22 protein-coding genes, 1 tRNA gene and 3 other RNA genes are annotated in these 21,875 nt (G+C 57.2%); 6 read left to right on the plus strand and 20 right to left on the minus strand.

What is annotated here, in order from left to right:
* Window positions 1-10 precede the first annotated feature (10 nt).
* The 4 genes from ACMGG9_RS15845 to ACMGG9_RS15860 all read left to right on the plus strand — a co-directional run bounded on the left by ACMGG9_RS15845 (window position 11) and on the right by ACMGG9_RS15860 (window position 575).
* Window positions 11-87: transfer RNA gene (locus ACMGG9_RS15845), tRNA-Pro, on the plus strand.
* A 33-nt stretch (window positions 88-120) separates the two neighbouring features.
* Window positions 121-250, plus strand: a non-coding RNA gene (locus tag ACMGG9_RS15850) — RtT sRNA.
* Between the two features lie 32 nt (window positions 251-282).
* Window positions 283-412, plus strand: a non-coding RNA gene (locus ACMGG9_RS15855) — RtT sRNA.
* A gap of 33 nt (window positions 413-445) precedes the next feature.
* Window positions 446-575, plus strand: a non-coding RNA gene (locus ACMGG9_RS15860) — RtT sRNA.
* A gap of 137 nt (window positions 576-712) precedes the next feature.
* Here the strand turns inward: ACMGG9_RS15860 and maiA are convergent.
* The 4 genes from maiA to ACMGG9_RS15880 are packed head-to-tail and all read right to left on the minus strand — an operon-like array spanning window position 713 to window position 4,501.
* Window positions 713-1,357, minus strand: coding sequence for a maleylacetoacetate isomerase (maiA, locus tag ACMGG9_RS15865; protein ID WP_414162277.1), 645 nt, complete (start codon window positions 1,355-1,357; stop codon window positions 713-715).
* Between the two features lie 20 nt (window positions 1,358-1,377).
* Complete coding sequence (locus ACMGG9_RS15870; protein ID WP_414161557.1) at window positions 1,378-2,079, minus strand: fumarylacetoacetate hydrolase family protein; 702 nt, start codon at window positions 2,077-2,079, stop codon at window positions 1,378-1,380.
* Window positions 2,080-2,094: 15 nt separating this feature from the next.
* Window positions 2,095-3,132, minus strand: a complete 1,038-nt coding sequence (gene gtdA, locus ACMGG9_RS15875; protein WP_089192036.1) for a gentisate 1,2-dioxygenase — start codon at window positions 3,130-3,132, stop codon at window positions 2,095-2,097.
* Between the two features lie 19 nt (window positions 3,133-3,151).
* Entirely contained in the window at window positions 3,152-4,501 is a 1,350-nt protein-coding gene (locus ACMGG9_RS15880) for an MFS transporter (RefSeq protein WP_414161558.1), read from the minus strand.
* A gap of 125 nt (window positions 4,502-4,626) precedes the next feature.
* On the opposite strand from ACMGG9_RS15880, the gene ACMGG9_RS15885 reads away from it, so the two are divergent.
* On the plus strand, window positions 4,627-5,538 hold the full coding sequence (locus ACMGG9_RS15885; RefSeq protein WP_089192038.1) for a LysR family transcriptional regulator: 912 nt from the start codon (window positions 4,627-4,629) through the stop codon (window positions 5,536-5,538).
* Window positions 5,539-5,711: 173 nt separating this feature from the next.
* The gene (locus tag ACMGG9_RS15890) at window positions 5,712-5,954 is read left to right on the plus strand and encodes a DinI family protein (protein ID WP_042785072.1); all 243 of its coding nucleotides are present in this window, start codon (window positions 5,712-5,714) and stop codon (window positions 5,952-5,954) included.
* 157 nt (window positions 5,955-6,111) lie between these two features.
* Here ACMGG9_RS15890 and ACMGG9_RS15895 read toward each other — a convergent pair whose 3' ends face one another.
* From ACMGG9_RS15895 to ACMGG9_RS15970, 16 genes are all read right to left on the minus strand, one after another.
* Window positions 6,112-8,133, minus strand: coding sequence for a prophage tail fiber N-terminal domain-containing protein (locus tag ACMGG9_RS15895; RefSeq protein WP_414161559.1), 2,022 nt, complete (start codon window positions 8,131-8,133; stop codon window positions 6,112-6,114).
* Entirely contained in the window at window positions 8,130-9,290 is a 1,161-nt protein-coding gene (locus tag ACMGG9_RS15900) for a tail fiber domain-containing protein (RefSeq protein WP_042785073.1), read from the minus strand. The genes ACMGG9_RS15895 and ACMGG9_RS15900 overlap by 4 nt, the downstream gene beginning before the upstream one ends.
* A 50-nt stretch (window positions 9,291-9,340) precedes the next feature.
* Window positions 9,341-12,928 carry a DUF1983 domain-containing protein gene (locus ACMGG9_RS15905; protein WP_414161560.1) on the minus strand — a complete coding sequence of 1,196 codons (3,588 nt, stop codon included), beginning with the start codon at window positions 12,926-12,928 and terminating at the stop codon, window positions 9,341-9,343.
* A 53-nt stretch (window positions 12,929-12,981) separates the two neighbouring features.
* Entirely contained in the window at window positions 12,982-13,500 is a 519-nt protein-coding gene (locus tag ACMGG9_RS15910; RefSeq protein WP_414162278.1) for a tail assembly protein, read from the minus strand.
* 120 nt (window positions 13,501-13,620) lie between these two features.
* Complete coding sequence (locus ACMGG9_RS15915; protein ID WP_127554718.1) at window positions 13,621-13,953, minus strand: hypothetical protein; 333 nt, start codon at window positions 13,951-13,953, stop codon at window positions 13,621-13,623.
* 37 nt (window positions 13,954-13,990) lie between these two features.
* Window positions 13,991-14,695 (minus strand): C40 family peptidase, encoded by a 705-nt coding sequence (locus tag ACMGG9_RS15920; RefSeq protein ID WP_414161561.1) that lies wholly within the window; start codon window positions 14,693-14,695, stop codon window positions 13,991-13,993.
* A gap of 9 nt (window positions 14,696-14,704) precedes the next feature.
* Entirely contained in the window at window positions 14,705-15,457 is a 753-nt protein-coding gene (locus tag ACMGG9_RS15925) for a phage minor tail protein L (RefSeq protein ID WP_033639816.1), read from the minus strand.
* Window positions 15,458-15,466: 9 nt separating this feature from the next.
* Window positions 15,467-15,805, minus strand: a complete 339-nt coding sequence (locus ACMGG9_RS15930) for a phage tail protein (RefSeq protein WP_004935824.1) — start codon at window positions 15,803-15,805, stop codon at window positions 15,467-15,469.
* Window positions 15,805-18,096 (minus strand): phage tail tape measure protein, encoded by a 2,292-nt coding sequence (locus ACMGG9_RS15935; protein WP_182074469.1) that lies wholly within the window; start codon window positions 18,094-18,096, stop codon window positions 15,805-15,807. Before ACMGG9_RS15935 ends, ACMGG9_RS15930 begins: the two co-directional genes overlap by 1 nt.
* Window positions 18,089-18,310, minus strand: a complete 222-nt coding sequence (locus ACMGG9_RS15940) for a hypothetical protein (RefSeq protein ID WP_080280890.1) — start codon at window positions 18,308-18,310, stop codon at window positions 18,089-18,091. The genes ACMGG9_RS15935 and ACMGG9_RS15940 overlap by 8 nt, the downstream gene beginning before the upstream one ends.
* Before the next feature lie 17 nt (window positions 18,311-18,327).
* Window positions 18,328-18,693: a phage tail protein gene (locus tag ACMGG9_RS15945; protein ID WP_025160180.1), complete on the minus strand. Its 366-nt coding sequence runs from the start codon at window positions 18,691-18,693 to the stop codon at window positions 18,328-18,330.
* 126 nt (window positions 18,694-18,819) lie between these two features.
* Window positions 18,820-19,275 carry a major tail shaft subunit gene (locus ACMGG9_RS15950; RefSeq protein WP_033652513.1) on the minus strand — a complete coding sequence of 152 codons (456 nt, stop codon included), beginning with the start codon at window positions 19,273-19,275 and terminating at the stop codon, window positions 18,820-18,822.
* A 40-nt stretch (window positions 19,276-19,315) separates the two neighbouring features.
* Window positions 19,316-19,708: a hypothetical protein gene (locus ACMGG9_RS15955; protein ID WP_042785077.1), complete on the minus strand. Its 393-nt coding sequence runs from the start codon at window positions 19,706-19,708 to the stop codon at window positions 19,316-19,318.
* The gene (locus tag ACMGG9_RS15960) at window positions 19,705-20,094 is read right to left on the minus strand and encodes a hypothetical protein (RefSeq protein WP_042785078.1); all 390 of its coding nucleotides are present in this window, start codon (window positions 20,092-20,094) and stop codon (window positions 19,705-19,707) included. The genes ACMGG9_RS15955 and ACMGG9_RS15960 overlap by 4 nt, the downstream gene beginning before the upstream one ends.
* A 57-nt stretch (window positions 20,095-20,151) precedes the next feature.
* On the minus strand, window positions 20,152-20,592 hold the full coding sequence (locus ACMGG9_RS15965) for a lysozyme (RefSeq protein WP_147879905.1): 441 nt from the start codon (window positions 20,590-20,592) through the stop codon (window positions 20,152-20,154).
* A complete protein-coding gene (locus ACMGG9_RS15970; RefSeq protein ID WP_033652509.1) occupies window positions 20,579-20,899 on the minus strand; it encodes a phage holin family protein in 321 nt (106 codons plus the stop codon). Before ACMGG9_RS15970 ends, ACMGG9_RS15965 begins: the two co-directional genes overlap by 14 nt.
* Window positions 20,900-21,875: the final 976 nt, after the last annotated feature.

Below are 21,875 nucleotides of genomic sequence, written 5' to 3' on the forward strand. Positions count from 1 at the left end.
TTCATAGCGTCGGCATGTAGCGCAGCCTGGTAGCGCACCGTCATGGGGTGTCGGGGGTCGGAGGTTCGAATCCTCTCATGCCGACCAAATTCAAAAAAACCTGCCGTAACAGCAGGTTTTTTTTCGTCTGTACGTGAGAGGATGAGAATCTCCGAAGGAGGTTTGAGCCGAACGTAGTGAGACCACGTTGCTTTAGCAACGGCCCGCAGGGCAAGCATCGAAGATGCGCATAATCCTCTCATGCCGACCAAATTCAAGAAAACCTGCTGTAACAGCAGGTTTTTTTCGTCTGTACGTGAGAGGATGAGAATCTCCGAAGGAGGTTTGAGCCGAACGTAGTGAGACCACGTTGCTTTAGCAACGGCCCGCAGGGCAAGCATCGAAGATGCGCATAATCCTCTCATGCCGACCAAATTCAAAAAAACCTGCCGTAACAGCAGGTTTTTTTTCGTCTGTACGTGAGAGGATGAGAATCTCCGAAGGAGGTTTGAGCCGAACGTAGTGAGACCACGTTGCTTTAGCAACGGCCCGCAGGGCAAGCATCGAAGATGCGCATAATCCTCTCATGCCGACCAAATTCAAGAAAACCTGCTGTAACAGCAGGTTTTTTTCGTCTGTACGTGAGAGGATGAGAGCGCAGCCGCTGCCCCCCTGCCTCCCCCAACGATCATTGCGCGCCTCGCTTTCGCGACGGCCTTTCTCTTTACCAGGCTCAGGCTGAGATTTTGTCTTGTTGGTTTTCGGGCGCTGCGGCGATGAACGCCGGGAGCTGGGTACAGGCGTCGTAAATCGCTTTACAGCGCGGGTACCCGTTCAGATCGCACCCCATCCGCAGGGCATTCGCCCACTGAGGGATCAGGCAGCAATCCGCCAACGTCGGGCTGCCTCCAACGCAGAAGGGCCCTGGCGGCCTCTGGAGCAACAGCTGCTCCACGGCGCTCAACCCTTGCCGGATCCAGTACGCATACCAGCGTTTTTTCTCTTCCTCACTCACCTTCAGCTCTTCACTCAGGTAGCGTAACACCCGTAGGTTATTGACCGGGTGAATATCGCAAGCGATGACATAAACGATTTCCAGTACCCGGCTGCGCGCCGGATCGGCCGTCGGCAACAGCGGCGACTGGGGGAAATGGCGATCCAGCCAGTCGGTAATCGCCAGCGACTGGCTGAGAGACTCGCCGTCGTCCGTGAGCAGCGTCGGCACCAGCCCGACCGGGTTCATACGCCGATAAGCCAGCTCATTCTGCTGCCCGATGCGAATATTGACGCCCACCGTCTGGTAATGGATACCTTTCAGCGCCAGCGCAATGCGCACGCGGTAGGACGCAGAGCTATTAAAAAAACTGTACAGCTTCATCATTCACCTCAGAATCAGCCTCAGACAATTTTCACGGCGATAGGGGTAAGCCCCTCTACATTCCCGGTAATCACATCGCCTTTCACCACCGCCCCCACCCCTTCCGGCGTGCCGGTAAAAATCAGATCGCCGGGCTGCAGCTCAAAAAAGCCGGACAGATAGCTGATGGTTTCATTCACCGACCAGATCAGATGACGGATGTCGCTGCGCTGACGCTCGCTGCCATTGACCTGCAGCCAAATAGGCGCAGTGTTGACGTCTGCGCTGTCGCCGGCTTTATGCAGTGGCGCGATGGGCGCAGAGAGATCGAACGACTTGCCGATTTCCCATGGGCGCCCCATTTGACGCATGTCCATCTGCCGATCGCGGCGGGTCATGTCCAGGCCCGTGGCATATCCCCAGATATATTCATGCGCCTTTTCCAACGGAATATCGCTCCCCCGTTTGCCAATCGCCACCACCAGTTCGATTTCGTAGTGATAGTTGTCCGTTTGCGCCGGATACGGCAGCGCCAGCGTTTCGCCGGCCGCCACCGGCACCACCGCATCGGCAGGCTTGCAGAAGAAGAACGGCGGCTCACGATCCGGATCAAAGCCCATTTCGCGAGCATGGGCGGCATAGTTGCGCCCGACGCAGTAGACACGGCGCACGGGGAACTGTTTATCACTCCCCACGACAGGAACAGTCACGGGGGCTGGCGGTGCAAATACGTATTGCGTCATTTTGTCTCTCCCAAATTAATAACGTGCTTCACGGAACAGCCCCAGGGCTTCCTGAACCGGCCGGTCCGAAAAACTGAATAACACGGTGTCTTCATCCGCCTGAAACGACACGTCGAACCAGGTCGGCGCCACAAAGATATCTTTTGCCGAAAAGTGAAGGGTTTCGTTGCCGATGCTGACCTGGCCGCGCCCTTCCACCACGTGGTAGAGGGTGCTGTCCGTGGTGCGCGCCTTTCGTGAGGAAAAGCCTTTCGGCAACAGTTGCAGGAAGGCGCCCATCGAGGGCATGGGATAGCCGCCGGTCACCGGATTGACGTAGCGCATCTTGTAGCCGTCCCACTCGTCGGCGTCCCCCATGCGGGTGAGGTCGTACAGCGTTTCGCGGCTGCGATCGTAGCGGTAGTTGAAAATGGGCGATGAGTTGCCTTTCTGATGGCGCAGCGGCAGCATATTGGCCGCATAACGCGGTAAATAGTCCCCCTCCCGGCGCGTCACGGGCTGCTGTTCTTGCGGATAGTCTTCCGCGAAACCGCAGCCCAGCAGATTCACCAGCGGCAAATCCAGCCCGTCCAGCCATACCACCGGCTCAGCGCCGGGATTGCCGTGATCGTGCCAGCGCCACTGCGGCGTCAAAATGAAGTCGCCTTCATGCATTTGCGTTCGTTCGCCGTCAACGGCGGTAAACGCCCCTTTCCCTTCGACGATAAAACGCAACGCGGACTGATTATGGCGATGGCTCGGCGCGATTTCGCCCGGCATGATCAACTGCAATCCGGCGTACAGCGTCGGGGTGATGGCGGCTTGTCCGCGCAACATCGGGTTTTCCAGCACCAGCACGCGGCGCACTGCCTCTTTGGCGCCAATCAACTCGCCGCTGGCCAGCAGGTGCGGGCGAATCTCCTGATAGTTCCAGTAAGCCGGGGCGCAGTTTGCATTCGGCGTTGACGGTACCAGATGGTGCAGCGACTCCCACAACGGGGTCAGGTTCTGCCCGGAAATCTGCCGGTAAAACTGCTGGCGGCTGGGGTTAACATCCTGATGGCGTTCAGGCATAGGGATTCTCCTTTTTCATTCACGACGCTGCGCGAGGCAACGTGTCAGGGGCTGGGGCAGACAGACGAACGACAGCCGTCAGCAGCATTAACATCACCGTACTGAGCGCCGCCGGAAGGGCAATAATGAAAAATAGCGTATCGAATGAGAAATTCATCGCCATCATCACGCCGCCGGAAAGCGAGCCGACAATCGCGCCGCAGCGGCCAATGGCATTGGACCAGCTGACGCCCGTCGCCCGGCTTTGCGTCGGATAGAGCGTGGCGGTCAAAGCATTCAGCCCGACCTGCGACCCGCTGATGCCGATGCCGGTGCCGAAGATGGCCAGCGCCATTTGCCACAGGCCGTTCTCGCTCAGGCCAATCATGACAATACACACGGCGCCCAAGGCGTAGCTCACCGCCAACACCCGGAAGGGATTGCATTTGTCCATCAACACGCCCAGCCCCAGCGCGCCCACCGTGCCGCCTATCTGGAAAGCGGCGGTCACCCAGGAGGCATGCCGCAGATCAATACCGCGGTGATTAAGCAGCGTCGGCATCCAGCTGGAGAGCAGGTAGATGATCAGCATGCTCATGAAAAAAACCGCCCAGAGCATGAGGGTAACGCGCAACTGGCGGCCGGCGAACAGCGGGCTGATGCTGCCTTTGGCCGCCGTGGCGGCTTCGTTCAGATAAAAATGGGTCTCTTCATCCCACTCGCCAGTCATGGCGCTGACCGTTTTGGCAATCACCTTTTGCGGCAGTTGGCGGCGAACCTGCCAGCGCGGGGATTCCGGCAGGGCAAACAGCAGCGCCGCAAAGAGCATCAACGGCAAGACGCCGCCGAGCACCAAAATGCCGGACCACCCCACCCTCGGCACCAGTTGGGCGCTGACGATCCCGCCCAGGGCCGAACCGAGCGTGAAACCGCAGAACATCAGCGTGACCAGCGCGCCACGGCGGCGGGCAGGCAGATATTCAGAAGTCATCGTGATGGTGTTCGGCATCGCGCCCCCCAGGCCCAGGCCGGTGAGAAAACGCAAAACGACCAGCGTTTGCAGATCGGGGGAGAAGGCCGAAATCAGGCTCAGCGCGCCAAACAGCGCCACGCAAAGTTCGATGACGCGCTTGCGGCCAAAGCGGTCAGAGAGCGGACCGCAAAGCAGCGCGCCCGCCGTCAATCCCAGCAACCCCGCCCCAAACAGCGGCGCCAGCTCACCGGCGGACAGTTGCCACTGGGCGCGGATGTCGGGCGCGATGAAACCAATGGCGGCGGTGTCAAAACCATCGAGCATCACCACCAAAAAGCAGCAGAGAATGACGCGCCACTGCGTCTTGCCGATAGGGGCTGCGTCGATCAGTGCTTGTAAATCACGCCGTTGAGTCATAGTGAGCGCCTCGGAGCAGGTAGAGAGATGTCTGTGTTGTTTTAGGTATGTTACGAATTTGTATCTTTAGCGATAAAATGTACAATGGCTTTTCGGGCGGAGACATAACCGGAGGGTTATAGCAAATGGCGAACTGGGCGCAGAAATTGAAGCTGCACCATCTGCAAATGTTGGTGGCATTGGGTGAACAGGGCAATCTGACCCACGTTGCGCGGATGATGAACATCTCCCAACCCGCTCTGTCAAAATGGCTGTCGCAGCTCGAAGATGAGATTGGGATCACGCTCTTTGAGCGGCATAGCAAAGGGCTGCGCCCCTCCGAGGGGGGGAAATTGCTGCTTCAGCATGCGCAGCGTTTGATCAATGATCTGGAGCGTTCGCAGTCTGAAATCGCCCGCTTTAAGCAAGGCGGGCTGGTGGGAAGCCTGAAAATCGGCTGCTCGCCGGTGGCGACCGACTGCGTTTCGCAGGCCATATTGAGCCTGCTGCAAGAAATGCCGACGCTGCATCTCAATATTGAGGAAAAGGTGATGACCCCCCTGCTGCACGATCTGCTCGCGGGCGCGGTGGATGTCGTCGTGGGCCGCGTCGGGGGGCGGGCGCTGCAACTGCCGCTCAACTATCAAGTGCTCTACACCGAACCGGTATGCTTCGTTGCCCGCCCTCACCATCCGCTGGCAAAATCCGCCTCCCTCACCTGGCACGATCTCACCCACTGGCGCTGGATAGTCTGGCCGACCGGCACGCCAATCCGCCTCAGCATCGATAATGCGTTGGCAGATAACGGCGTGATGCTGCCTGAAAACACGGTTGAATCGGCATCGATGAACGTCAGCACCAACCTGCTGCAAAGCAGCGACATGATCTCCATTCTTTCACTACGGCTGGCGCAGCGTTATGCCAGCCAGGGGCAACTGGCGATTCTGAACCTGCCGAAGATTGAGCAGAAAGGCAGCGTGGGTGTTTTCTGGCGCAACAGCGAGCCGCCTTTTGCCGCACTGAGCCGCTTTTTGCAGCTGCTGACGCAGGCCAGATAAAAATCGCCTTAACGCGACGGCTCCCTTTTCTGGCAGAACGGGGATTCAGCGGCGGGCTTTACCGCACGCCGCGCAAGAATAAACGCCCCTTGTAAAATTCTGCGCCGCCTCTTGCCAACCCGAACGCCTCAGGCCAGAATACTGTACATTAAATCAGTATTTACAGGTGAGTCATGTTTGTAGAATTGGTGTACGACAAACGCAACGTCGCTGGGCTGCCCAACGCCGCCGAGATTATTCGCAGCGAGCTGGAAAAACGCGTGCACGTGTTGTTCCCGGAGGCGGAAGTGCGCGTGAAACCGATGCAGGCCAACGGCCTGAACTCCGACGCCAGCAAAAGCGATCGCGAAAAGCTGAACCGGATGTTGGAAGAGATGTTCGAAGAAGCGGATCAGTGGCTGGTCACTGATATTTGACGGGAAAGAACGTTATTCGCAGGGGCGAACTCCCACTCAGCGGGAACCCTGCATAGCGGAACGGGCAGTGACTCTGCCCGAGCCTGGCGTCGATGATGCCGGCGCAGATACCTGAAACCGACTGCACCGGCATTATTTACCTGGCATCCATTCGAGTTTATGAAACCGCGTTGGTTTCCGATGGCGTGTCATCGTTTAACACCAGCGCCTGCGGCGGCAACACTTCCACCTCTTCACGCACCGGCATGGCGAGGCGCAGATCGATCCAGCGCCCCTCAGGGATATCCATCGCTTCGCCGGCCACGACCGTCGCGGTATTGATGTCAAAACGACGTTTGCTGATTTTCACCGTAATGACGCCGTCGTTATCGGTGGCGGTTTCCACAAAGCACAGGCGATTGCCGTTCACGTCCTGCGGCACTTCGATAGTCCAGCCCTCCTTTGCCAACCCCAGCGATCCATTCAGCTGATAAAGGCCGGTAGCGATTCGTTCCGCGCTCACCCCGGCCGCTTCGCCATTAACGGCGACATAACCGGCCAAAGCAAAGCCGCCGTCCAGATAGTCGGCTTGCATATGCTGCGGCGCCGCGGACAATCTGGCGATCGGCGAGGCTTTCTTGATAAAGCCGTTGGCGTCAACGGTGGTGTTGGCTTCCGACCACATCCAAACCCAGGGGGTAAACGTAGCGCCATTCCAGCTGCGCACGGCAATTTTCCCCGATTGCGCCGCACTTACACCATAGCCGTAACAGGTTTGCACCGTACGGTAACTGTCGTCGGTTCCCGCCTGCGTCACCGCCCACGATCGCGTATCGAGAAAGTGAGTGCCGACATCTTTGAAGGGATTGCCAATGGGATCTGTGCTCACATAACCCCGTCGGCTCTGCATTTGCGCATTGAAATTGCCTTTGCTTGCGGCGGTAGCACCTTTACTCAAGCCCCAATCTTTCAGGTTTGCAATATCCGCGACGGTGGGTTGATCGGACGAGCTAAATAACCGCGACCAGGTGATAGTCGAAGGCAATGCGGTAGATGAACTCCCCACCCAAGCCTGCCGCGAAACCGATGTGGCAAAATACGCGCAAGATGGCCCGCCATCCACCGGCAACGTTAATATGCCCCCAGACACGTTGCCCGGCCGATTGGCCGTCGCTACCGTGTAGCGCTGAATGGAGGATTTATTATCCTTCGCAAATGCATCCTCGGTATGAATTGGTCCGGTACCAAAACCACCGATAGCAGATTGGGCGACAGTAGCATAATCGGGTAACGCCTGGGATTGCGAAAACGAAACGCCCGTGCGCATATCAATTTTCATCACCCCGCTCGGTTCCACCGATTGCTTTACCGCCTTATGCTCCCAGCGCAAGCCGGCCGCGTTCGCGTAGGTGATTTGCTCAACCGTATACCAGCAGTTGATGGTGAAAGTATTCACTTTCACATAGATATCATAATTATCGCGACTGGATTCAATAACCTGAATATCCAAGATCGCCGTTCCGGTATCGTTAAGAAAGGTGCCGCCGATACGATTGGCCTTATTGGTCGTATCGCTGGCGCCAAGATTACCCGTCCTCAGCATCAGGCGTGACAGGCCGGCGTTATAAACAAATCCGTTATAGCCGTTCGAACCGTAGAAATTGAGCGCGATCCCGACACCATTTTGCCCCACATTTTTAAACTGCCCCAACAGGAACCAAGTGGCGATATTGGTATTGTTTTCCGGGAACTTGAACCGCACATTATCAAAGGCGGTCACCACCTGTGCGGCGCTCTTCGCCGCATTTTGCTCGCTGGTTTTCGCCGCCGCAGCGGAGGAAGAAGCCTTGCCTGCGGAGGCGGCCGCCTCTGCACGCAAACGATCGACGGTTTGCACAATCTCCGGCGTGATATCGCTTTCCCCTGGCCGGCTCAGGAAATCATTGAGCGTGCCGGGCAAGGAATCGCTATACACCTCGATAGCCCCCACCCGTTCCGGCTGTGCGCCATAGACAGAGATGATAACCTCGTAAGCGCCCGGCTCCACGGATAGAGCGTATTTACCGCTGTCATCCGTCACCGATTGTGATTTAGCCAGGCTCAATACCGTTGACGAGGTTCTGACTGCGCGCATGGTAATGGTTACGCCGGAACGAGGATCGCCATAAGGCCCTTTTAATACGCCGCTGATTAAAGTCATTGCACTTTCTCCATGAGTTCTTTGATTAATTCATCCTGGCGATCGATTCTATCCAGAGCCTGATTCAATGCGGCCAGGGCCACATATCCCAGCGTTGAATAATCGACGGATTTTACTCGAGTAACGGTTTCGCCATTTTGCAACTCTAAAGAACCACCTTCAGCAACAACCTGAGGAAGCTTCTTTTCAATTTCTTGTGCGATACCACCGATAAAGGGCTTGCCATCGCGCTTGCCGGTATAGAGTTTTAGACCACGAATGAGTGTTATGGGATCTTCAATTTCTTTTACTTCAGTTTTAATTCTAAGATCTGAGCCGGTCACCCAATTTCCAGTTAAGTTATTAAAGTCTCCGTTATTCTGTAGACGAACCTCATGCCAAACATTGGCATAATCCTTAAATGAAATCGCACCATAATCAGTTACACCAATTTCACGGCGACAAAACATTTGCATAGCTGTGACAACACCACCTGCAGTTGTCATAACCGATAGTAATGTCGGGCCATCTACAGTTCCGGTAGACCTAGTAAACGTTTTTTCAGCACGGACATTAGAAGACCCCGTATCACCAGAGTTCAAATGAATCCCATTTCGCCCCATCATGGTATCATCAAATGTCGTTGACTTACGGAAGCGTGAATATCCCCCCACGTCAAGGTTTGCCGTTTGCCCTGTCACCAAAGAACCCTGTAAAGACAGTGAACCTTTAATTTCCTGGGCAGCGCTAATCGTCTTGTCTAATTTATTATTGAGTGAATCTGCAATATTATTCCAGGCTGGACCGGTATAGGTGCTGCCATCAGGGAGCGTTACCGTAATATTTCCGCTGCCGCTGAAGACCTGCTGCCAATTCTCTTTATCGGAATTCAACCCACGCAGGGCTTTCGCCGTCTCGGCAGCCAGCTGGGCAGTGATGGCGTTCATTGCATCGCGCGGTACGGCATTCCAGGCAACACCGACCTGAGTCGAGCCGTCATAGGCTTTAACCAGCGTTGCCTGCGTAGCATTATCAACGGTTTTAACCGGCAGCGTATAGGTTACGCCGCCGACCACGCTCACGATGAAATCACCGGCTTTCAGCTCGGTATTAAAGGCCGTTCCGGTACCTTTTACTATTGTGGAATTATTTGTTAGGGTGAGAGTGCCTGCTGGCATAAATATCCTCCTGAATTAGCCTGATAAAAACCTCGTTATGGAGATGATGGTTACTCCAGCCCAAAGGCTGTATATTGCGGAGTGGCAAAGATGTTCACAATAAAAGTCGTTGAGTGCGATTGTCCTTGGTCAAGCTCTCCTGAGGCAAGCTGCCAAAAGGCAGTCGAAGACTTTCCAATTAATGTATCGATATAAACGATGGATACTGAAGGTTGCCCGCTACTAGAACTGGAACTAACGGAAACCTCTGGCATATAACCTCCGCCGGTTGTGTTTTGCCTAACCCCGCCATAACCGTGAGGATAGCCTCGTCCACTTCTTTTAATTTGAATCTGTCCAAAGACACGAACGGGAATAACATTATTACCGCCAAAGCGTAATAACCGACTCGCATTAGTATGATAACCCGTCCAGCTTAACATCGAGCCATCCATGATCGCGCCTTCGATATTCGCGGCGGAAAGTTTTCCCTCAATGGAGCAATTCTCAAGGATCCGGCAATTGCCAATCACGCCATTTTTAAACTCACCAGTGTCGGCATATATCGCTCCACGGGCGCTAATGTTATTGAATTGTGCCCCGCCATCTTTATTTATCGCCCAGCCACGCTGCCCACTTACCCAATTAGAAGACTGGATATGCTGTGCGATCTTTGCGCTATCGATAGTACCATTGCGAATAAACGCGTCGCTAATAAACACCTGCCCATCCACCACGGCAAACGGCGAATACTGATTGCTGTTGTTGCCGCTCATCAGCACGAACTGGTTGGCGTTAAAGCCCACGCGGGTGGTAACCGGCCTGCCGTTTTCCGCCAATACCGCGATCGACATGCCGGCGTTGTAGAAGGTGCCGTTCACCCGCACGCCCGCTTTCAACGTATGGATGGCCGTGGCGCCGTCGGCGTCTACCGTCGCCGTCAGTTTGTCTTCCAGCACCGCCGCCACGTCGTCAATCTGCGCCTGCACCTGGGTTTTCATCTCGGCCAGCCCGCGATCGACCTCCGCGATGGTGGTTTTCACCACCATAATATCGGCGCGCACCGTACCGTACTGCGCCCATTGGTGACCCACCGTCGCGTTGTTGGCCAGCGCATTCTGCAAGATAGCGTCGATGTTGGTGTCGATATCGCCCACCAGCCGCTCGCCGTCTTTCGCGGTCAGGAGATCGTCGCCGATGTTCTCGAGATAATCGCCGGCGTCCGCGTTCGCCTGCCCAGCGGTCCAGCCTGTCCAGTCGCCCTGATTGCCGGTGCGGTCTTGCAACCGCGCGCGGAACCAGAACTCCTGCCCCGCCTTCAACCCTGTCATGGCGTGGGTGTGCAGCGGGTACGGGATATCGGCCAGCAGCATCGCGTTATTTCCGGCCGCGTTGTCCGCATACTGAATTTCGGTCTTGAGCGTATCTTCAGCGCCGCCAGGGAACGCCCAGTCGAGCTGGATGCCCCACAGCAAAGGCGATGCCTTGAAGCCAAGCGGCATCGGCGGTTTACCCTCTTTGCCCTTGAGGTAGGTTTCCATCGACGTCGCCCAAATAGACGATACGTCACTGGCGTTGATGGCTCGCACCCGCACCCGATAACGACCGGCGTAAATCCCCGGCACCTCGAAGCCCAGCGCCGAGGTGCGCGGCACCGACACCCAGTTGCCGTTATCTTTGCGCCATTCCGCCTCATAGGCGATGGCATTTTCAACCGCGCCCCAGGCGGCGCGCAGGGTGGTAATGGCGATACCCTGGCTCACCGAGGAGTAGCTGTCGATGGTGATGTTCTTCGGCGGCGCCTGCACGCCGGGCGGAATGATGGAGATCGGACGATCGTCGATACGCGCGCCGGTATCGATGCGGGCGTACTTGTTCGGATCGTGTTCCGCCGCGTTGACGGTATAGGTGTTGTCGCCGTTGTCGGCGATACCCACCACGCGGTAAAGCTGCACCGCCAGGTCGTCCGCGTCGATGGACCAGGCCGCTTCCGGCGCCGGCGTCTCGCTGTAGGCCGTGGTGACGGTCACTACGCGTTCATTCACCGCCTGCACGGTGCGCGCCTGCGCCCGGCCGGAAGGCAGGTTGACGATCAGGCGATCGCCGGCTTTGGCGCCCGGCGTCCTGTCCAGCGTCAGTTTACGGCCGTCCACGCCGCTGAGGCGCCCGCCAATCACCCGCCCGGCCAGCATCTGGTCTGCCACGCCGACGATATGCCCCGGCATGGGGATCATGCCGTCCAGCCCCACGGAAAAGCTGACCGTACGATCCTTGCTGTTAGTCAACAGCGCCCAGCGGCCGCGGCGGTTCGCTTCGCTCGGCGTGGTGCAGCCGATAGCCGTCAGCTCGGTCTGGTTCACGTCGTAGCGGCGCACCAGATCGCTGTCGAATACCGCCTCTATCGCATCGGCGTAATGGTTGCCCGGATCGGACCAGCTGACCATCGCGGTGCTGTAGCGGGTGCGTTCGCTGGCGGACGAGTAGGTAAACTTGCCGTCGATCACGTTGGCGCGGGTGTAGGTGAAGTCCATATCGCGCGGCATGTCCGCCAGGGCGACCATTTGGTTTTGCCCCCAATAGGTCATGCCGCGGAAGATGCCGGCCAAATCGCTCAGCACCGTCCAGGCCTCTTCCCGCGACTGCAGATAAACGTTGCAGGTGAAGCGCGGCTCCATGCCCTCGCCGCCGCGCCCGTCCGGCACCGGCTGATCGCAATACTGCGCGATGCGGTACAGTTCGGACTCGGAGACCTGGGAGGCGTCGATGCGATCGCCCAGGCCAAAGCGTTCGGCCAAAATAATGTCGTAAAACACCCACGCCGGGTTATCGCTGTAGGCCCACTTAAAGCCGCCGCTCCAGATGCCGGTATAGCTGCGCGTTTGCGGATCGTAATTGTCCGGCACGCGGATCAGGCGGCCGCGCGGTTTGCAGCTGATCTTCGGGATGTTGGGGAACTGCTTTGAATCAAACTCCACGTAAAGCAGCGCAGTGTTCGGGTAGCGCAGCTTGGCGTCGATGATTTCGGTCAGCGCCTCGATGTTCATCCGGTCGGCGATCCGGGCGCTGTTGGCGTTAGGCGTCAACCGGCGCACGCGCAGCTGCCATCCCGTGGTGGCCTTCGGCAAATTGATGCGGTGCGAGCGTTCATACAGCGAGGTGGTTTTATCGTCGATCGCCGCCGTTAACACCTCCTGATAGCTGCCGCCGTCGGTCGCCACGTCGATGGCGTACTCAATGCGATAGCCGTTGACGTCGCCGTTGTCCGCCTGCTTTTGCAGCATAGGCCAACCCAGGCGCAGGCGGACAGCGGAAAGTTGCAGGTTCGAGACGGAACGCACCCACGGCGCGCCGCTTTTCAGTTCGCTGCCGACCGAGATCTCATTTTCAACGGCGGGAATGCCCTGGATATATTCCTGCGCCTGCGAGCCAGGGCGGAACTCCCAGCGGAAACCGGGAAAGTTTTCCGTGCCGTCGCTGCTCAGTACCGGCGTACCGTCAACAAAAATGTTTGTGCCATCCAGCCCACCGACAAATTCCCCTTCGCCTAATGCGAACAGCATCTTCGCTCTGGCGATCGACTGAATGCTGTCCGGCGATTCTACCGGCGTGTGGCCGCCACCGCCGCCGCCTTTTCGCCCACGGATCATGTTCTGTGCCATATTTCGCCCATAAAAAAAGCCGCTATTGCGGCTGTCTGTTCAAACGGATGTCGTTATTGCTGGTCTTCGGTATAAATACCTGCGGAGATAATCGCCCCGCCAATTTCACGCGTGCCGTACAGCACGCCGACGGGGTTGCCCTGCGCCGTGGTGTTGACCGGCGCGCCAAAGGCATAGCTCGGTTTATTTTCCGGGCCTTGCCGCATGCGCAGCCCGCCCATTTGTGGGGAAAGCATTTGGACGACGCCGCCGAGGGCAAGGGAAGCGCCAGCAACACCAATACCTTGTGCAACGGCTGTCGACATACCTAAAAGGGCAGGATTCCAAATGGACAAAGCCACTAATGCGGCCCCAAGAATTGTTTGAAACAGCCCAGCTCGCTTGCTCCCAATCACGACGGGAACAAGGTGAATATCTTCCGACCCTTTGGTGAGCTCTAGCTCATCCTGCCGGACATTGCGTTTACCAACGAAAATAGAAAATGTCAGGCCGCGTTTGTGCGCCTCCAGCATGTAGCGCTCGAAGCCGGGTAACAAGTTCTTCATTGCATCAATGGCTTTGGTAACAGTCATGGCCCGGTATTTAAACTCCCGGCCAAACAACTGAATCATCGGACCATGAAACCGGACAGTTCTTAGAGGAATATCGATAAAAGACATAATGCCACCATAAAAAAAACCTGCCGAAGCAGGTCATTTACATTGCGTGATAGCCTGCTCATAGAAATCTATTTCTTTACTTCTATATAAGCGATAACTGCTACCTTCACTATTACTGACAACATCAAGGATGAATACGGGACCACGCCAGGGATCGTTAAACTGTAGCGAATGTCCATCCGGTAATGGTTGAGTGATCATCGGTTGCAAATATGAATGCTTATTCCACTCAGCGATCACACAATAGACGAACGCCTGTTCCGATTTTTTCGAGTTCCCCGAAGCAATGGGAGTACTCTCTTTCAAACTGCTTACCGTATTACACCCAGAAATAAACAGAGCCATAATTAATAAAATCTTCTTCATTACCCTTTTCCTTAAGCTGAAAAGTGGAATGATAGCATCACATCAGGGCTTTGTGGCGCAACACCTTCACCGTTCGCTCTTTCCAATACCCACCGTAAGGCACCCGCTGGCTGAGCATGCCGTACATATGGTGCAGCAACAGGCCATCTGCCAGCAGAATGCCGGCGTGGTTGGCCACCGGCGCCGAAACCTGCATGATCGCCATGTCCCCCGGCTGCGGCGGGCCATCGAACTCGCGAAAGCCGCAGGCATGCCAGTTTTCCAGATAGCGGTTTTCACCCTGCTCCCACCACGGGTAATCAACGCGGTAATCCTGGAGCGTTATGCCGTGCTCCTGGCGGAAATAGCTCATGATCAGTCCCCAACAGTCGGTATGCCCCAGCACGAACTGGCGGCCCACCAGCGGCAGTTCGCCGCGCGGCAAAATGATGCGCAAATCCCCCTCCGGCCAGCTGGCTATCGCCCAGGGCAACTCCATCGCGTCGCACTGCGCTTTGTCCAGTTCACTCGGCTGCGTGGTGGCGTCCGGGTGGCTGTGCACTATGAGGGTGATGGTGCCCCATTCGGCGGCGGCCACGTAGTCTTCCGGCGCCAGATGAAACTGCTCTGTGGGGTTGTCCGCCAGGTTGCGACACGGGAAATAGCGCTCCACGCGGGACTTTTGCGCCACCACACCGCAGCATTCGCGCGGGTACTCGGCCCTGGCGTGCGCCATAATGGCCGCCGCGGTTTTTTCTTTCATGCTCGCCCCCTACTGCCGGATCAACGCCGCGCCGGGGAAGCCGCCGAACGGCAGCGGCTCGTGCTCGCCAAAGCGTTTTTGGCAGTCGCTCAACAGCCCGCCGCAGCGATCCTGGCTCGGGTCATCCACCGGGTTGCCCTTGTCGTCAAAGTAACGGCTACCGGCGTAATCGCAGCCCTTGCCGGTGCGATAGCCGCCGCGCGAGCACCAGGTGCACAGGCTGTGGATTTGCCGGGTCGGGATGCGCAATCCCCGCAGGTCCGCCGGACTCGAGAGTTCGAACTCCACCGCTTCGTCGCTTTCCGTCGCCTTGCGATCGATGTAGAACACCTGCAGCTTTTCCTGCAGCGGATCGGCCGAAGAGTTCCCTTGCGGGAAGTTGCGGGCATCAAGGTAGTGCACCAGCGTGTCGTGGATCCGCACCTTGGCCTGCGCCATGTCCTCAAACTGCAGGCAGAGCGCGCTGATCAGGCCGTTGATATTGGCGACCGACAGTTTGGGCGCGTTGCCCTGGCTGTCGGCGGAAATCTCCAGCCCTTCAACGCTAAACGGCCACGGGCCGTACTCCAGCCCCTGCCACCAGACCGATTTCGCCGGCAGTTTGCTTTCATCACCGCCGGCGGCGGCCAGCTCTTGCGGCGTAAACGGCAGGGTATCGCAATGAAAGCGCAGAATATCGGCGCCAAACCGGGTGCCGTCCACCTCAATCAGGCGGATGCGGTTGCCCGGCTCCAGCTTTTGCAAATCTGAATTCAGCATCATCTCCCCCGATTAAACGTGAAAAGCCTCGGTAAACGTGGCCGTCAGTGAATAGTTGTCCCCGCCCATCGCGACCGGCTTATAACCCTCGCAGCGGTAAAGGCCGGGAACCTGCGTCGGTGGCGTCCATTGGAAAGATTTCACCCCGTGATGATTTTCCAGAAAGACGATGATCGGCGTGATGTAGTCATACTTGCCGACAAAGGTCAGATCCCAGGAGCGCACGATCGGGTTAATGCCGTCGCCGGAGACCTGCGCATAGCCGTCGCCGAACTGCGCCTTTCTGACGCGAAAGCGCATATCGCCGGCGGCATTGACGCGCGCCGGAAATTCAAATGTCTGAATGCCCATTACATCCCCTTGATTGCTTTCCAAATCGGCTGGCCCGGCATCAGGTTGCGGTTGATCACCTTCTGGCTTTCCTGCGCGGCGATATTGCCCATCCGTTTACCGAACTCGCCCCATCCCGGATCGGCCTGCGAACTGACGTTGCCGCCGTTCTCGATGGTGATGTAGACATTCGGCGCCGCCGCAGACTGCTGGCCGCCGCCGATCGCCCGCACGCCGAGCGAACCGTCCGCGCCGCGTTTGAGCGGCATAATGGCCTCCGGCCCGGCTTCGCCCATCAAGCCGGCGCCTCTGGCGAACGCGAACAACGTGGGATTACTGACGATCTGGCCGCTGAATGCGCTCAGCGAAGGCGAGGCGTATACGCCACCTTTGGCGTTGGGGACATAGCCTTGCCAACCGGTCGGCATGCCCATCGCACCTGAACCGGCCGCGCCCGCGCCGGCGCTTGCAGCCCCGCCCAGCAAGCCGCTGCCGATATTCATAAAGGTGGAAAGAATGGTTCTGGTCAACAGCGCCTGCATCGCCAGATCGATCAGTTGCTGAATGATGGACTGCGTCATGGAGGTCATCAAACCGAGCATGCTTTGCTTAAAGTTTTGCGTCCCGGTCAGCAGATCGAACATCATGCCGGAGGTCCGTTCCCGCGTCATGTCCACCAGCCCCAGCGCCATCTTGTGCACGCGGCTCTGCCCGCCGAACAGGCTCAGCGCCTGCTGATACTGAGCGTCCGACGATTCTTGCGTCGCCGCCTGCATCAGCTGTTCATAGCGCTGTTTATCCAGAAAGCCTTGCTGGTAGTAAGCCTGGTATTGCGCCTGCTGCTGCACCAGCTGGTTGTTAAGGCGAGCGACCGGATCCACATCACCGGCAATGTTCATACGCGGCGCGGCAAGCGCATCGGTTTCAGCCTTCAACCGCTGGCGCGTCGTTTCTTGCTGCTGCATCCGGCTGGCGGTGTGGTACTCGCGTTCGGTCAACAGCCGCCCGTCATACAACGCCTTCAGCTCCTTACCAACCTCCTGCTCTTTGCGCACCGCCGCCTGCCCTGGCGCGTATTGTTCAGCGAGCTGTTGCCGCTGCCGCTGATACTTCTCGGCGTTCAGCGCCATCGCACGCTGCACATCGGCCTGCCCGGCACCGGCCGCCTTGGCCGTTGACGCCAGCCTGGCCTGCGCACTTTGTTCATCCTGGGTGATTTTTTCGAGGCTGCTCAGATGCGCCTGCTCGATTTCCTGACGCAGCTGTTGGTACTGATCAAGAGCCTGCTGCTTGCCATTATCGTTAAAAGTACGGCTAACAGGAGCGACACTTGCTTGAAGGCCCTTAGGCTTATCAGCTTTGGTCTCAACATGGCTGTCATTGCCATTTTGTGCATTAACGGCATTGCTTCGCTGAAGCCGGATCGCTTTCTCGCCCTCAATGATATCTTCCAACTGCGCTTGCAAGGCGTTCCGTTCTTTCCTCACCTCTTTTGGATCAGAGTAGAGGAATCCCAATATCCCTTTGCTTCGGCGCTCTAAGAGAGCAAGTCGGATATCGCTCCGATTCGCCAGTTGGTTCTCGATCTTGGCTTTTTCCTCACTGAGCGTCTTTAGCTGATCGTCGAAGGTATCAATTTTGACGGCGAGCTTTGCCTTGGAGAGCTTGCTGAGATCTTCGGCCGTCTCGACCGCCGCATCTTTCAATGCCAAAGCCGACTTACGGGCCAATTGGTTTTGCTCATGGAAGTACAGCATCGCCAATCCCGCCTGGATGGCGACACCGATTGGGCCGCCAAGCATCCCCAGCGCGACGTTGGCGACGCGAGACGCCGCGCCGACGCCTGATGTCGCCTGAGCCGCCCCGCGCGCCGCCGCCGCCTGATCGCGCCAGGCCGCCGCGCTGTCATTCAGGCCGCCGGCCAGTTTCAGCATCTCCTCCGCCCGGCTGCCGCCGTCGCCGGAGGCGCTGCTCGCCTGGCGAGCCGCGTCGTCCAACTGCTTCATCTGCGCCGTCGCGGCGACGGTGATGGACGCAAGTTCGGTGAGCGCCTGTCCATACTGGCGCGAGGTGGCGGCGAGGCCCTGCAGCGACAATTCAACGCCGGCCAGCCCCGCCAGTTTCCCCGCCAGGCCGCCAAGCGTGCCGCCGATACGTTGATATGACTCGTCGGTCTTTTTCGCGTCCTGCTGAGCCTGGCGGTTAAATTTGGCGGATTGTTCCCCGGCGGTACGGTAAGCCGCCGTCAGTTTGTTTTTAAAGTTGGTGTCATTCAGTTGCAACCCGACGACCAACTGTGCGGTATCAGCCATTTCCCAGCACTCGCATAACGTCAGCACACTGCATATCAATACTGCTTTGCGCGGGCTGACCGGATTGATGAACGGGGGCACTCTCCGCCGCATCGGCCATCATGCCTTGCAGTTTGAAGTATGCCCGCCAGTGATTCAGGATGTGCGCCGGCATCGCGGCGATCTTGCGAGGATCCGACTCACCCCAGCGATCGGCCAGTTGGAACACCAACATCAGCCAGGGCGAGTCAGTCAGTTTTTTTCCGCTTCCTCCAGGCTGCCGACCGCATGGCGCTTGACGGCGCCGATGGCTTCGACCAGCGTTGGGTTATCGTGCGCCGCCAGCAGATCGTCAACGCTCGGCAAGGCGCCGGCCGGGATACGTTTGCCGTCCGGCGTCATCAGGCATGACAGCAGCAGTTGCACGTTAAGCTGCGCGGCTTTGTTCATGTCACCGCTGTCGATGGCGGCCTTCATGCCGTCTTCATTTTCCTGCAGCTCCGCCGCTTTCAGGCGGCGGATAAAGGCTTTGGCGCCAAAGATCTGCGTTTCAATCACGTGGTCGTCGGATTTCAGCAGCGCCGCTTTCAGCGCTTTCAGATCGTATTTCTCTGTCATCAGTTTTTCCTTGTTCAATTCGGTTTACTCTGTACATAAGCGGGTTGCCGCAGGCCACATGGCCCGCGGCTGAAGCGTTCGCGCCGAACGCCCTCAGACGTTAAGCCAGCGCGAACCGTCGGTTTGTCACACTTTCGGGGTGACCGTGCCCCAGGTGTTGCTGTTTTGCTTGCCCTGGACGGTAATCTGAATGACTTCGCTCGCCGGGGCGGTGATCTCATTCATTTTCCAGCCGGACAGCGACAGGATGGAGGTGGAGGTGCGGCCGTTCGGCAACTCGACGTAGAACTGCACCGTTTCGCGCTTGTCCGCCGCATTCAGCAGCGCCGCAAAATCGGCATTGGACGGATCGTCGATGAAACCGATGGATTTCTCCGCGCCTTCCGGCAGGTCGGAAATAAACTGCTTGGCGGTATCCAGCAGCGTGGTGCAATCGACAAAACCGCCGGTTTGCCCCATTTCACCTACCGCTTTACAGTTGGTCAGCGCCTTCATGGCCGTGGTTGCAGCCCCGACGGTGCCCCATTTGACGATAGTGCCGGCAGGCAGCATGGCGTATTCTGGCGAAGTTTTATCAGCCATAGTTTTTCTCTCTCTTTTTGATGAAGGATGGTAGCGGTCGCTACCGGTTTTCGATGCCATAGCGGACGTGAGCCGCCAGGATGCGTAACACTTGGTGCTTGTGGTGATCCAGCGCAGGGCGAATAAACGGGGCGGCGGCTTGCGTTGCCATGCCGTACTCCTGTTCCAGGGCTCTGCGGTAATGCTGTTTACTGGGGCCGACGCGCAACGTCACCGCGTTCCATCCGGTAACGGCCGGGCGTATCGCGATACCGGCGCTCAGCGAGGGTTCGCTGTTTGGCGCCCCTCGTTCGGCGCACTGCCGCATGGTGCCAAGAACCGGGGCCAATGCGGCGTGGCCGGCCTCCGGCAGAATGTGACTGGCGACCTCGCGCCGAATCGCTTCCAAACGGCGAGTCAATTCCGCCATGCCGGTAACGTTTATGGCGATCACGCCGCCACCTCGGAATGGGTGATGAGGTAATCGCGGGCCATCCGATACTGGACGCGGTTATCCGCCAGGGGCGTGGCGCTCTGCAAAAGGGTGCTGCGCGTGACCGCTTGTACCGGCCATTCGCCGATATGACCATGTTGAACCCCTTCCCAGGCATTCAAAACCGCTTTGTCCAGAGCGATCAGCCGGGAGTAATCGTCGATCACGTACAACACGACCTGAAAACGGCTCTGCACCAGCGAGCTGTCAACCAGACCGGTGTTCACTTTCAGATCGCTGATCTTCTGATAGGTCACGCCTTCTTGCTGCGGATCCGGCAGGATCAGCGGATGAACCGCCAGATGGGTTAGCGCAGTCAGCGAGCGTTGAATTTCATCTTCAATCATTTGGACAAGGTCTCCGTCGTTTCGAGAGTTGAATCGTTCTGCAGATGCATTTGGGCATCAGGAAAGGAATAGCGCGCGTTCCGCCGCGCGCCGGGCAACCAGCCCATCGAGCCGCACACCGCCCGCATTCACCCATCGGCCGAACTGGTCGGCCGCCCCCTGCCGATCGCCGGCGTTCAGCCTGCGCAACAGCGTCGAGTTTTCCAACGCGCGCAGGCCCAGGTTATAGGCGAAGCTCACCAGCGCATCGAACTGCCCCTGCGTGACTGTCACCGCCACCAGCCGTTCGACGCCCTGTTCGAATTGAGCGACACCGCACACCAGCAAACGCTCGGCCGTTGCGGCGTTGATCACCATGCCGGCCCCAACTTTTCGTCCCGCTACCGGTTGAGTCCACCCGTAGCCGATCGTCCAAACGCCGACCGAGTCCTGATAAGCCTGCAACCGCAGGCCTTCGAAACGCTTAATCAGCGCCATGCCGTCGTCACTTATCTTCATGGTTTCCTCCTGACGCTTTATTGAGAAATCGGCGTTCCAATGCCTTGATCAGCGATGCTCCCGACCATCCCGCCATACCGCATACGCCGCCCATCACCTCCGAAGGCCAGTCGTAATGCAGCGCAATCATCACCATGGTCAAACCGGCGAAAATAGAAACGAACAGCTGCAAAAACAGCGTCCTCCAGCTAAAGGTTTCGCCGTTCAAGACCTTGAAGGAATAGCTGGCGATCGCCCCCAGCAGCGTCATACCGAAAGCAAGCAGCATTGAAAGGATGTTTGGTTCATTTTTCCAAGGCATAGTCATCACCCTCCCCTTACCGGGGCATAGCCCGATCGTCGGGAGTCATGGAAAAGAGCGGCGAAATGCAGCCCCTAACCGTCATTCCTGTTCCATTTAAAAAACGGCCATTTACGCTGTCGAAAATGGCTTATCCGTTCTGCCCAACCTGAGCAGATAAATAAGGATTGCGCCGTTTTATAAAGGAGAAGGATTAGCCTCCCGTCGTGGCCATTCAACGACAGTCATTATTCAGTGAGTGATTGACCGTTTTGACAAGGAGGCTAAAAATGAAAAACCCCGCCGAAGCGAGGTTTATTTGTCGTGCGGCGGCGCCGGCAATAATTCAGTTTTATCAGATTACACGCTTATTTGCGTACGCGTGAGTCTTTTATCATAAAAAATAAAACCCCGCCGGAGCGAGGTTTAGCTATCGTGCGGTGGCGCCGGTAACAATTCAGTTTTATCAGATTACACGCTTATTTGCGTACGCGTGAGTCTTTTATCATAAAAAATAAAACCCCGCCGGAGCGAGGTTTAGCTATCGTGCGGCGGCGCCGGCAACAATTCAGTTTTATCAGATTACACGCTTATTTGCGTACGCGTGAGTCTTTTATTATAAAAAATAAAACCCCGCCGAAGCGAGGTTTAGCTATCGTGCGGCGGCGCCGACAACAATTCAGTTTTATCAGATTACACGCTTATTTGCGTACGCGTGAGTCTTTTATTATAAAAAATAAAACCCCGCCGAAGCGAGGTTTAGCTATCGTGCGGCGGCGCCGACAACAATTCAGTTTTATCAGATTACACGCTTATTTGCGTACGCGTGAGTCTTTTATTATAAAAAAATAAAACCCCGCCGAAGCGAGGTTTAGCTATCGTGCGGCGGCGCCGACAACAATTCAGTTTTATCAGATTACACGCTTATTTGCGTACGCGCGAGCCTTTTATTATAAAAAATAAAACCCCGCCGAAGCGAGGTTTAGCTATCGTGCGGCGGCGC

The sequence above is a fragment of the Serratia sp. BNK-10 genome, assembly GCF_047456065.1.
GTDB lineage: Bacteria > Pseudomonadota > Gammaproteobacteria > Enterobacterales > Enterobacteriaceae > Serratia > Serratia ureilytica.